Here is an 11,992-nt window from a genome sequence, read left to right as displayed (position 1 = left end):
ACTACCCCCGTGGCGATCACTTGACGCACCTGCCCCGCCACAGCGAGCACCGGGTCGCGCCGCGGCCGGCGCCTCACCCCAGGGCGAGGACCTCCGAGAGCCGACGCGCGGCCGGCCCGCCCGCCTCGAGGGCGACGGCGACCGCGCGGGTCACGTCGAGCCCGTCGAGCAGCGCGTCCTCGACCGCGCGGGCGCCGGACCCGCTGCCCGGCCGGGCCGCCGCGGCCCAGATGTCGTCGGCGAGCGTCGCGGCCCGCTCGAGCGCCGCGTCGTCGTAGGACCAGGGCTCGGACACCGGCCGGTGCAGGCACAGCAGCCGCACGGCGGCGGGGCTGACGTCGGCGAGCAGGTCGTCGACGAGCACCAGGTTGCCGGTGGACTTGGCCATCTTCGCGCCGTTGACCGACACGATGCCGGGGTGCAGCCAGGCGCGGGCGAAGGGCGCGACGCCGGTCGCGGCCTCGGCGAGCAGCGCTTCGGCCGCGTGGTGCGGGAAGCGCAGGTCCGCTCCGCCTGCGTGCAGGTCCACACCGGAGCCGTACGCGCCGAGCACCATCGCCGCGCACTGCGCGTGCCAGCCCGGCCGGCCCGCGCCCCAGGGGCTGGGCCAGCTGACGTCGGCGTCGACGTCGTCGGAGCCCCGCCACACGACGACGTCGAGCGGGTGCTCCTTGGCCGGGTCGCGAGGGAAGTCGCCGTACTCCGCCGAGAGCTCGAGCGCGCGGGCCTCGTCGAGGCCGGCGCGGGCGAGCGTGCCGGCGCCGCGCGCGTAGACCGTGCTGCCGACGACGTAGGCCGCGTCGCGCTCGAGCAGCGCCGAGGCGAGGTCGACGACCTGGCTCACCGCCTGGCGGGCGGTCGGCTCGGCGTCGGGGAGCCGCGCTCCCAGCCGGGTCATCGTGGAGTCGAACGCGAAGCGCTGGCGGCTGGCGAGCAGGTCGTAGGGCTCCTGGCGCCGACGCGCCTCGGCGAGCAGCGCCTCGTCGACGTCGGTGACGTTGCGGGTCACCTGCACCCGGCTGCCGGTCGCGCGCAGCACCCGCGCGGCGAGGTCGGACCAGAGGAACGTCGACGCGTGGCCGAGGTGGGTGACGTCGTAGGGCGTGATGCCGCAGACGTAGATGCGGAAGGTCCCGACCGCGTGCACGGGGCGCCCCTCGAGGCGCAGGGGTCGGGGTGCGGCGTCGAACGGTCGGGTCACGCACCGATCCTGCCACCCGCCCTCGACAGGCTGGGTGCTGCTGGGCCAGCGGGTCCGGTTTGTCCGGACGAGGGCAAGGGGTACCCCTTCCTGGAACGCGACGACGTCAATGCGGACCGCGTGCCCACCGCACCAGCTCGACCAGAGGGGTCCACCGCCATGGCAGCCGCATCGAACGCCACCGAGCGCCAGCACGACGACCGGCCACAGGTGCTGCGCGACGGCAGCCCCGCCGGCCAGCCGGGCGCCGACGCCGAGAAGCCCACCGACATCCCGGCCGCGGGCTGGAAGCAGATCGTCAAGCGTGCGTGGAAGGAGACCAAGGACGACAACATCTCGCTGCTGGCAGCGGGCGTCGCGTTCTTCGCCTTCCTCGCGATCTTCCCGGCCGTCATCGCCGCGGTGTCGATCTACGGCCTGGTGGCGAACCCGGCCGACGTCACGGACCAGGTGAACAACCTGCTCGACAGCGCACCGCAGGCGACACGTGACGTCGTCTCCACGCAGCTGACGAACATCACGAGCAGCAGCGGCGGTGCCCTCAGCATCGGGCTGGTCGTGTCGATCCTCGGCGCCCTGTGGTCCGCCAGCGGCGGCATGGGCAACCTCATCAAGGGCATCAACATCGCCTACGACGAGCAGGAGACCCGCACGTTCGTCAAGCTGCGCGGGCTGGCCCTCGCCCTGACGCTCGGCGCGATCGTCTTCGTCGTGGTGGCCGTCGCGCTCATCGCGGTGCTGCCGGCGGTCCTGCACTCGGCCGGTCTCGGCGTCCTCGCCGGCGTCGGCATCCAGGTGCTGCGCTGGGTCGGCCTCATCGTCGCGGTCATGGTCGCCCTCGCGATCGTCTACCGCTACGCCCCCGACCGCGACAACGCGAAGTTCTCGTGGACCAGCCTCGGCGCCGTCGCCGCCGGCCTCATCTGGGTCGTCGCCTCCGTCGCCTTCGCGCTCTACGCGCAGTTCTCCGGCAGCTACAGCAAGACCTACGGCGCGCTGGCCGGCGTGATCATCCTCATGATGTGGCTCTACATCACCTCGTTCATCGTGCTCTTCGGCGCCGAGGTCAACGCCGAGGCGGAGCGCCAGACCCGCAAGGACACCACCGAGGGCGCGCCGCAGCCGATGGGAACCCGCCGCGCGCAGGCGGCCGACACCCTCCCCGGCGCCGAGTGACGGGCAGCGCCACCGCCCTACGCTGACCGGCGTGGGGGACCAGGCTCTCGAGGGCACCACCGGCAGCGGTGCTGCCCTCGGTGCGTTGGCCGCCGGCACCTTCGCCATCGGCGTCACCGAGTTCGTCGTCAGCGGGCTCCTGCCGGAGGTGGCCGACGACCTCGACGTGAGCATCTCGCGGGCGGGGCTGCTGGTCTCGGGCTACGCCATGGGCGTGGTCGTCGGTGCACCACTGATGACCATGCTGGTCCTCCGGCTGCCTCGCCGCTGGGTCCTCGTGGGCCTGCTCGGCCTCTTCGTCGCCGGCAACGCCATCTCCGCCGCATCCACCACGTTCGTCGGCATGATGGCCGGCCGCGTCGTGGCGGCGCTCTGCCACGGCGCCTTCATCGGCATCGCGTCGCTCGTGGCGACGAGCCTGGTCGCGCCCGAGCGCAAGTCCCAGGCGATCGCCACGATGCTGACCGGGCTCACCGTCGCCAACGTGGCCGGCGTACCGCTCGGCACGCTGGTCGGCCAGAGCTTCGGCTGGCGCACGACGTTCTGGACGATCGCGGCGCTCGGCCTGCTCGCCATGGCTGCCGTCGCCGTCCTCGTGCCCGACGTCAGCGGCGAGGCGGGGGGCGGACTGCGTACGCAGCTGCGTCCCTTCGCCCGCCCGCCCGTCTGGGCGGCGCTGACGGTGACGGCGCTGGGCTTCGGTGCTGTCTACGCGCCGCTGACCTACGTGGCGCCGCTGATGACCGACGTGGCGGGGTACGCGTCGTCCTCCATGTCGTGGCTGCTCGCGATGTTCGGGGTGGGCCTGGTGCTCGGCAACCTGGCCGGCGCCCGGCTCGCCGACCTCGACCTGCGGGCGACGGTCGCGGGCGCGCTGGCGGTGCTGGTCGTGGTCTTCCTGGTCTTCGACCGGACCTCCCACCACCACGCCGCGGCCGCCGTGACGCTGTTCGTGCTGGGGATGGCGGCTTTCGCCACCGTGCCGGCCTTCACGACCTCGGTGCTGCTGGCTGGCGGTGCGGCGGCCGACAACCTGCTGGCGTCGTCGGCCGCCGTGGCCGCGTTCAACGTGGGCAACGCGACCGGTGCGTGGCTGGGCGGTGTGGTGATCGACGCCGGGCACGGCTACGCGGCGACCACCCTGGTCGGAGCGGCGATGTCGGCCGCAGCGCTGGGCGTCTTCGCGGCGTCCCTGGCGCTGCGTCGCTAGGACTCGCGGCTCGCCGCCGCCGGTGTGCGCCCGCCCCACGCCGTGCGCCAGGACACCACCGACCCGCTGTGGAGGACCGCACCCTCGTAGAGCCGCGCTGCCACCACGACGAGCCCGGCGATGACGGCCAGCATGAGCACCACGGCCAGCGGCGTCTCCCACCCTGCTGCGTCGCCGGAGGAGACCCGCTGCGGGTTGACCAGCGCGCTGAACGGTGGCACCACGCCGAGCACGCGCGCCACGGGCGAGTCGGCGTGGCTGCCGGCCCACAGCGCGCCGAAGAAGCTCGCGACGATCACCAGCGTCATCGGCGTCGTGACGTTCTGCAGGTCCTCCTGGCGGCTGACGCGCGCCGCGGCCGCTGCGTAGGCGACGCTGTAGAACGCGTAGCCCAGCAGGAACCACCCGAGCACCATGGCGATCGGCACAATCGCGTTCGAGGTGCCCTCGACCGTGCCGGTGGCCAGCGCCGCCCCGAGCCCGACGGCTGCGATGAGCAGCAGCTGCACGAGCCCGAGCAGCCCGATGCCCACGACCTTGCCGGCGAGCAGGGCGCGCGCCGACACGGTCGAGAGCAGCAGCTCGACGACCCGGCTCGACTTCTCCTCGACGATGCCGAGCGCGACCCACATCGCGTAGCCGATCAGCTGGCCGTAGAGCAGGAACGTGCCGACGGTGGCGACCTTCGTGCGCTCGTCGGCGTTCTTGTCGACCGGGTCCTGCGCCCGCACCGACAGCGCCGGGACGTCGAACGCCGAGCTCACCTGCGCCGGGTCGATGCCCTTGTCGCGCAGGCGCGAGGCGCCCACGGCCTGGGTGTTGGCCTGCTCGAGCAGCGGGCGCAGGGTGCCCGACAGCTTCTTGTGCACCAGGACGGTGCCCGGCGCGGTCAGCGCCGCGTCGAGGTCCCCGCTGCGTACGCGTGCGGTCGCCTGCTCGGCGCTGACGTCCGAGACGTGCAGCTCGACGCCCGAGGCGCGCCCGACGGCCTGCACCGCCGCGACCGGGACCCCGGAGCCCTGGACCACCCCCACGTCGTAGGAGTCGGCGCCGCTGGCCACCTTGTTGATGCCGATGATGGCCAGCACGATCGCGAGCGTGATGCCGAGCGAGATCAGGAACGACTTGTCCTTGCCCCGCTGGACGACCTCGCGCTGTGCCACGAGCCGTGCGGCCTGGGAGAACGAGAGCCCGCTCATGCGGCCACCACCTCGCGGAAGAGCTCGGTCAGGGTCGCGGTGACGGGCGTGAACTCCCGCACGGGCCCGGCCGCGCGAGCCGTGTCGAGCACTGCCTGGTCGTCGACGCCGTCGGCCAGCTCGAGCACGAGCGCCGGCCCTCGGCCCTCGACCTGGCGGACGCCTGGCAAGGAGGTCACGGCGCCGGGCGGCCCGTCCATGACCAGGCGAACCCGGCGGTCGCGGCCCTTCGTGCGCAGCTCGTCGACGGGGCCCTGGGCGACGATGCGACCCGCCTTGACGATGCCGACGCTGTCGCAGATGCGTTCGACGAGCTCGAGCTGGTGGCTCGAGAAGACGACGGGCACTCCGCGGTCGACCCGCGCGCGCAGCGCCCCGGCCAGCACGTCGACGCCCACCGGGTCGAGGCCGGAGAACGGCTCGTCGAGCACGAGGAGGTCGGGCTCGTGCACGAGCGCGGCCGCGAGCTGGACGCGCTGCTGGTTGCCCAGCGACAGCGCCTCGATCCGGTCGTCGGCACGCTCGCCGAGCCCGAGGGTGTCGAGCAGCTCGGCGGAGTTGGCGCCGGCGCGGGCAGGGTCGAGACCGTGCAGCCGGGCGAGGTAGACGAGCTGGTCGCGCACCTTCATCTTCGGGTAGAGGCCGCGCTCCTCGGGCATGTAGCCGATCCGCCGGCGGGCGGCGGGATCCATGTCGCGGCCCTCCCACTGCACCCGGCCGGAGTCGGCGCTCAGCACGCCGAGCACGACGCGCATCGTGGTCGTCTTGCCGGCGCCGTTCTGCCCGACGAAGCCGTAGACCTCGCCGGGCCGCACGGCCAGCGAGAGGCCGTCGAGGGCCACGGTCGTCCCGAAGGTCTTGCGCAGGTCGGTCACCTCGAGCATGCGCACCATCAAAGCGGACACCTGGACGAGACCCGCGCGTGACGTCCCGGCAACGCGGGTGTGAGGGACTGCGCTGCGCAACCGCGGCGTACCGAGGCCGTTTCGCAACCCGGCCCGTGCGGCGGGTCTGGGCGGCGGACGGGCGGACGCGTGATACGACTGCTCACTTCGAGAGCTCGGTCGCCGCAGCGCCGCGACCCGTCCGGGTCGCGGCCGTTCGGCTGGAGGAAGGTGTACGCGATGGCACGCAAGGCACTGGCTGGTGCCGTGGTGCTCGGGCTGGCTCTGACCGCCTGCGGCGGCAGCAGCAGCAAGGACGAGGGCTCGGGCTCGACCGGCGGCAGCAGCAGCGGGTCGGGAGGCGGCAAGAAGACCGCCATCATCCTGGGCACGACCGACACGGTGACGAGCCTCGACCCGGCGGGCGCCTACGACCTGCCGTCGTGGACGGTCATCTACAACGTCTACCAGAACCTGCTGAAGATCAAGGAGGGGACCTCGACCCCGGTCCCCGACGCGGCGTCGAAGTGCGACTTCACCGACCCGACGACCTACACCTGCACCCTGAACGCGGGCCTGAAGTTCTCCGACGGCACGCCGCTGACGGCCAAGGACGTCAAGGCGTCGTTCGACCGCATGGTCAAGATCAACGACCCCGCCGGCTCGGCCTCGCTGCTCGCCAACCTGAAGAGCACCGACGCGACCGACGACACGACCGTGACGATGCACCTCGACCACGCCGACGCGACGTTCCCGTTCGTGCTGACCACGGGCGCCGGGGCGATCGTCGAGGCGGCGAAGTTCCCGGCCGACAAGCTGCTCCCCAGCGACCAGGTCGTCGGCTCCGGGCCCTACAAGCTGACGAAGTACACCGCGCAGCAGCAGGCCGTCTTCGCCGTCAACGACAACTACATGGGCGACGACCAGCTCGCCAACAACGCCTTCATCATCCAGTACTTCAACCAGGCCTCGGCGCTCAAGCTCGCCATCGAGAAGGGCGACGTCGACGTCGCCTACCGCAGCCTCGCGCCCACCGACATCGCCGCCCTGCGCAAGGAGACCGACAAGGGCGTGCAGGTCGTCGAGGGCAACGGCACCGAGATCCGCTACCTCGTCATGCAGCTCAAGCAGAAGCCGCTCGACAACAAGGCCGTGCGCCAGGCGATCGCGCAGGTCATCGACCGCGACGCCATCGCGCAGAACGCCTACGACGGCACGGTCACCCCGCTCTACTCGATGATCCCGCAGGGGCTCGCGGGCGCGGGCCAGCCGTTCAAGGACAAGTACGGCGCTCCTGACAAGGCGAAGGCCAAGGCCCTGCTGGACGCGGCCGGCGTGAAGACGCCCGTGCCGGTCGACCTGTGGTACACCCCCACCCACTACGGCCCGAACTCCGTCGACGAGCTCACCGAGATCAAGCGCCAGCTCGACTCGAGCGGGCTGTTCACCGCCACGGTCAAGAGCACCGAGTGGCAGGAGTACCAGAAGGCCTACAAGGCCGGCACCTACCCGGTGTTCCAGCTCGGCTGGTTCCCGGACTTCCCGGACCCCGACAACTACAGCGCGCCCTTCCTGGACGGCAAGGGCGGGTACTTCCAGAACAACTACATCAACCCGCAGCTCACGGCGCTGACGGCGAAGGAGCAGGGCAGCACCGACGCGGCGACCCGCGACGCGACGTTCGCCCAGATCCAGAAGATCACCGCCGAGGACGTGCCGATGATCCCGGTCTGGCAGGGCAAGCAGATCGCCGCGGTGCGCACCGGCGTCACGGGGGTCGACAAGACGTTCGACCCGTCGTTCACCTTCCGCTTCTGGCTCGTCGGCAAGAGCTGAGGTCCTCGACCCGTGGCCGTCCGTTCAGGCTCGCTGGCACGGTTCGTGGTGACACGGATCGTGCTGGCGGTGCCGATGGTGCTCCTGCTGCTCACCTTCGTGTTCCTGCTGATGCGGGTCGCCCCCGGCGACCCCGTCACGGCAGCCCTCGGTGACCGGCTCTCCGCTGCCGACCTCGCGCAGCGGAGAGCCGCCGCCGGGCTCGACCGCCCGCTGCTCCAGCAGTACTGGGAGTACGTCTCGCACGTCGCCCGGCTCGACTTCGGGCGGACCATCACCGACAACCGCGCCGTCTCCGACATCTTCGTCGAGAACGGCGGGGCGACGCTGACCCTGTCGATCGGCGCGCTCGTCGTCGCGGTCGGGCTCGGCCTGCCGCTGGGCCTGGTGGCCGGGCGCCGCCGCGACTCGGTGTTGGACGTCGGCATCCGGCTGTTCGGCATCGTGTCCTACGCCGCGCCGGTGTTCTTCATCGGACTGCTGCTGCAGCTGGTGTTCGGCAAGGCGCTGGGGTGGCTGCCCACCTCAGGCCAGGCCAGCCCCGTCGTGCAGGCGACGGCCGAGTCCAAGACGCACATCCTGCTGCTCGACATGCTGCTGACCGGCGACACCGGCGACATCACCGACGCTCTCAAGCACCTGGTGCTGCCCTCGGTGACCCTGGGCCTGCTCGTCGTGGGCGTGCTCATCCGGCTCGTGCGGGTCAACCTCATCTCGACCCTGCAGAGCGACTACGTCGAAGCGGCGCGGGCCCGCGGCATCCGCGAGCGCCAGGTCGTGCGCAGCCACGGCTTCCGCAACGCGCTCGTGCCCGTCGTCACCGTCTTCGGGCTCCAGGTGGCCGCCCTGCTCGGCGGCGCTGTCCTCACCGAGGAGACCTTCAACTGGCCCGGCGTCGGCAACGAGCTGGTCCGCTACCTCAACAACCGCGACTACACCGCCGTCCAGGGCATCATCACGGCGATCGCGCTCGTGGTCGTCGTCATGAGCCTGCTGATCGACGTCGTCAACGCGCTCATCGACCCGAGGATCCGCTACTGATGGCCCGTCACCCGCTGCTCGGCGCCGTCCGCTCGGCGCGCGGCATCCCGCGCTGGCTGCTCTACGTCGGCGTGCTGCTCTCGCTGCTCTTCGTCGTCATGGCGGTCTTCGCACCTCTGATCGCGCCCTACGGCTTCGACCAGTACACCTCGGGCGGCACCCGCTTCGACAAGCTCGCCGGCCCCGACTCCCACCACTGGATGGGCACGACCGTCCAGTCGCTCGACGTGCTCTCGCGCGTCGTGTTCGGCGCGCGTACGGCGCTCGAGGTCGTCGTGCTGGCAGTCGTGGTCTCGATCGTCATCGGCGTGCCGCTCGGCCTGCTCTCCGGCTACCGCGGCGGCTGGCTCGACCGCGTGCTGGTGCTCGTCACCGACGCGCTGTTCGCCTTCCCCTACCTGCTGCTCGCCATCGTCATCGCGTTCGTCCTCGCGGGCGGCGCCGGCGGCGGTGTCGTCACCGCCGCCACCGCGATCACGGTGGTCTACGTGCCGCAGTACTTCAGGGTCGTACGCGCCAGCACCCTGAGTGCGCGCGAGGCCACCTACGTCGAGGCGGCGCGGGCACTGGGCGCCAAGCCGAGCACGGTGGTCGTGCGCTACCTGTTCTCGAACGTCGTGCAGAGCGTGCCGGTCATCGCGACCCTCAACGCCGCCGACGCGATCCTGACCCTCGCCGGCCTGGGCTTCCTCGGCTACGGCATCCAGCCGACCGAGGCCGCCGAGTGGGGCTACGACCTGCAGCGCGCCATCTCGGACGCGGGAGCCGGCATCTGGTGGACCGCGCTCTACCCGGGCCTGGCCATCACGCTGCTCGTCGTGGCGCTCACACTGGTGGGCGAGGGCCTCAACGAGGTCCTCAACCCCTCGCTGCGCCGCCGCGGCGTCAGCGCCGCCGTGACGCTCGAGGAGGCGACCACCCGATGAGCGCAGCGCCATCGACGACCGCCCCCGCGGGCCCGGTCGCCTCGGTCAAGGGCCTGCGGGTCGCCTACGCCACCGCCCGTGGTCCGGTGTGGGCGGTCGACGGCGTCGACCTCGACATCGCCGCCGGAGAGTCGATCGGCCTGGTGGGCGAGTCGGGCTGCGGGAAGTCGACGCTCGGCCGCGGCCTGCTCGGGCTGCTCCCCGACGGTGCCCGCCTCGAGGGCTCGGTCGACGTGCAGGGCCAGGACCTCGTCCGCATGGGCCGGCGCCGCATGCGCCGGCTGCGGGGCAAGGTCCTCGGCCTGGTGTTCCAGGAGCCGATGACCCGCCTCGACCCGCTCATGAAGGTCAGCGACCACTTCGAGGAGCTGCTGCGTACCCACGAACGGCGGCTCGGCCGTCGGGAGCGGCGGGCGCGCGCCCTCGAGGCCCTGCGCGAGACCGGCATCCCGCCGAGCCGCTACGACCAGTACCCCCACGAGTTCTCCGGCGGGATGCGCCAGCGCATCATGATCGCGCTGACGCTGGTGCTGAAGCCGCCGGTCATCGTGGCCGACGAGCCGACGACCGCCCTCGACGTGCTCGTCGAGGCGCAGGTCCTCGCCCTGCTCGCCGACCTGCGTCGCCGCTCGGGCACCTCCCTGCTGCTCATCACCCACAACCTCGGCATCGTGGCCGAGGCCTGCGACCGCGTGGCGGTGATGTACGCCGGCCAGATCATGGAGGAGGGGCCGTCGCAGACGGTGTTCCGCGAGCCGGCGCACCCCTACACCCGCGAGCTGCTCGCCTCGACGATCTCGCTGTCGACGACCGAGCTGCACAGCATCCCCGGCTCGCCGCCCGACCTCGCCGACCCGCCGCAGGGCTGCCGCTTCTCCGCGCGCTGCCCCGACGCCATGCGCGTCTGCCCCGTGCGCCACCCCGGCGAGGTGCGCGCGGCGACCGGCCAGCGGGTGAGCTGCTGGCTGCACCGGCTCGACGAGCTCTCGGACATCGAGCGCATGCCACTGGAGCGACAGGAGATGGCCGTTGCCGACGAAGCCTGACGAGGTGGGCGGCTCCCACGCCCTCTCCGCCGAGGCGGCGTCCCCGGCGACGCCCGCTGACGAGGCGCCGTTCCTGCGCGTGCGCGACCTGCGGGTGCACTTCTCCCTGCGCGGCGGGCTCCTCGCGCGGCTGTTCGGCCGCGAGAGCGCGTCGGTCAAGGCGGTCGACGGCGTGTCGTTCGACCTGCGCCGTGGTGAGGTCCTGGGCCTGGTCGGCGAGAGCGGGTCGGGCAAGACCACCCTGGGGCGCGCCCTGCTCGGCCTCACCCCGGCGACCGGCGGCAGCATCCAGGTCGGCGGCACCGAGATCGTCGGTCGGAGCGAGCGTCGGCTGCGTCCCATGCGCCGGCGGCTGCAGATGGTCTTCCAGGACCCCCACGCCGCGCTCAACCCGGCCATGGACATCGCCACCGCGGTCGCCCACCCGCTCAAGATCCACAAGATCACGTCGTCCGCCGAGCAGACCCGTGCCCGGGTGGCGGCCGCGCTCGAGACGGTGGGGCTGACCCCGCCCGAGCGCTTCCTCACCCAGCTGCCCGCCAACCTCTCGGGCGGGCAGAAGCAGCGGGCCGTCATCGCGCGCGCTGCGGTGCTCGAGCCCGAGCTGCTGGTCGCCGACGAGCCGGTCTCGATGCTCGACATGAGCGTGCGCGCCAAGATCCTGCAACTGATGCAGGACCTGCGCGACCGGCTCGGGCTGACCTACGTCTACATCACCCACGACCTGGCCACCGCCAAGCTCTTCTGCGACCGGGTCGCCATCATGTACCTCGGCCGGGTCGTCGAGATCGGCCCGACCGACGAGATCTTCGCGCACCCGCGCCACCCCTACACCCGTGCGCTGCTGGCGGCGATCCCCGAGCCGGGCGAGGTCACCGACGTGCCGCGCGACCTGCCGCGCGGCGAGGTGCCCGACGCCGTACGCCCCCCGGCCGGCTGCTCGTTCCACCCCCGCTGCCCGCGCGCCTTCGCGCCCTGCGGCTGGGAGGGTCGCGACCTCGCCGCCGCGCTCGAGGTGCGGTGGGCGACCCTGCGGCCCGAGACCTACGACGCCGAGCGCGGGCTGGTCGGCGACCTCGCGGCGCTCGACCAGCCGGGGCGCACGATCCGGGTGCGCCCGCCGCACGAGATCGCTCCCGAGGACCTGCTGGCACTGCTGGAGAAGGTACGCAGCGACGCGCCCGAGGAGCGCTTCTGGCTCGGGGTCGAGTCGATGCGGGTGGACGACGGCTCCGTGGTGGTCGAGCTGGCCGAGGCGGTCGACCCCGCGCTGCTGCGGGCCGGCGGCGCCGAGATCGCCTGCCACCTCTACGACCCGCGCCTGGCGGCGCTGGCGCCGGCGGGCGACCGGACCTCCTGACGGGTCGACGGGCCGGCTGTCCCGCGGCGAGGTCGTACGACCATCGGCCGATGGCAGGGCCCACCCGGCCGGTGCGACAACTGAGGGGTCAGAACACCGCTCCCCGAGGAGTC

The 11,992-nt window shown here is 72.5% G+C and carries 10 protein-coding genes; 7 read left to right on the top strand and 3 right to left on the bottom strand.

Features of this window, described 5'->3' with window-relative positions:
- Window positions 1-73: 73 nt before the first annotated feature.
- Window positions 74-1,201: a cysteine--tRNA ligase gene (locus tag CLV35_RS02540; RefSeq protein ID WP_121191839.1), complete on the bottom strand. Its 1,128-nt coding sequence runs from the start codon at window positions 1,199-1,201 to the stop codon at window positions 74-76.
- 159 nt (window positions 1,202-1,360) lie between these two features.
- On the opposite strand from CLV35_RS02540, the gene CLV35_RS02535 reads away from it, so the two are divergent.
- Window positions 1,361-2,377, top strand: coding sequence for a YihY/virulence factor BrkB family protein (locus CLV35_RS02535; RefSeq protein ID WP_121191838.1), 1,017 nt, complete (start codon window positions 1,361-1,363; stop codon window positions 2,375-2,377).
- Between the two features lie 31 nt (window positions 2,378-2,408).
- Entirely contained in the window at window positions 2,409-3,587 is a 1,179-nt protein-coding gene (locus CLV35_RS02530; protein ID WP_121191837.1) for an MFS transporter, read from the top strand.
- Here the strand turns inward: CLV35_RS02530 and CLV35_RS02525 are convergent.
- Window positions 3,584-4,786 carry an ABC transporter permease gene (locus CLV35_RS02525; protein WP_121191836.1) on the bottom strand — a complete coding sequence of 401 codons (1,203 nt, stop codon included), beginning with the start codon at window positions 4,784-4,786 and terminating at the stop codon, window positions 3,584-3,586. The genes CLV35_RS02530 and CLV35_RS02525 overlap by 4 nt on opposite strands.
- The gene (locus CLV35_RS02520) at window positions 4,783-5,670 is read right to left on the bottom strand and encodes an ABC transporter ATP-binding protein (protein ID WP_231121391.1); all 888 of its coding nucleotides are present in this window, start codon (window positions 5,668-5,670) and stop codon (window positions 4,783-4,785) included. Before CLV35_RS02520 ends, CLV35_RS02525 begins: the two co-directional genes overlap by 4 nt.
- Window positions 5,671-5,910: 240 nt before the next feature.
- On the opposite strand from CLV35_RS02520, the gene CLV35_RS02515 reads away from it, so the two are divergent.
- From CLV35_RS02515 to CLV35_RS02495, 5 genes are read left to right on the top strand one after another with little or no spacing between them, the layout of a single operon-like run.
- A complete protein-coding gene (locus tag CLV35_RS02515; RefSeq protein ID WP_121192305.1) occupies window positions 5,911-7,506 on the top strand; it encodes an ABC transporter substrate-binding protein in 1,596 nt (531 codons plus the stop codon).
- 12 nt (window positions 7,507-7,518) lie between these two features.
- Entirely contained in the window at window positions 7,519-8,547 is a 1,029-nt protein-coding gene (locus CLV35_RS02510; RefSeq protein WP_121191834.1) for an ABC transporter permease, read from the top strand.
- On the top strand, window positions 8,547-9,473 hold the full coding sequence (locus tag CLV35_RS02505) for an ABC transporter permease (RefSeq protein WP_121191833.1): 927 nt from the start codon (window positions 8,547-8,549) through the stop codon (window positions 9,471-9,473). The genes CLV35_RS02510 and CLV35_RS02505 overlap by 1 nt, the downstream gene beginning before the upstream one ends.
- On the top strand, window positions 9,470-10,519 hold the full coding sequence (locus tag CLV35_RS02500) for an ABC transporter ATP-binding protein (RefSeq protein WP_121191832.1): 1,050 nt from the start codon (window positions 9,470-9,472) through the stop codon (window positions 10,517-10,519). The genes CLV35_RS02505 and CLV35_RS02500 overlap by 4 nt, the downstream gene beginning before the upstream one ends.
- Window positions 10,503-11,879 (top strand): oligopeptide/dipeptide ABC transporter ATP-binding protein, encoded by a 1,377-nt coding sequence (locus tag CLV35_RS02495; protein ID WP_121191831.1) that lies wholly within the window; start codon window positions 10,503-10,505, stop codon window positions 11,877-11,879. Before CLV35_RS02500 ends, CLV35_RS02495 begins: the two co-directional genes overlap by 17 nt.
- The last annotated feature ends 113 nt before the right edge of the window (window positions 11,880-11,992 follow it).

Source organism: Motilibacter peucedani, from assembly GCF_003634695.1.
Taxonomy (GTDB): Bacteria; Actinomycetota; Actinomycetes; order Motilibacterales; family Motilibacteraceae; genus Motilibacter; species Motilibacter peucedani.
The sequence above is the reverse complement of the archived record's forward strand: the minus strand, read 5'-3'. Positions and strand labels throughout refer to the sequence as shown.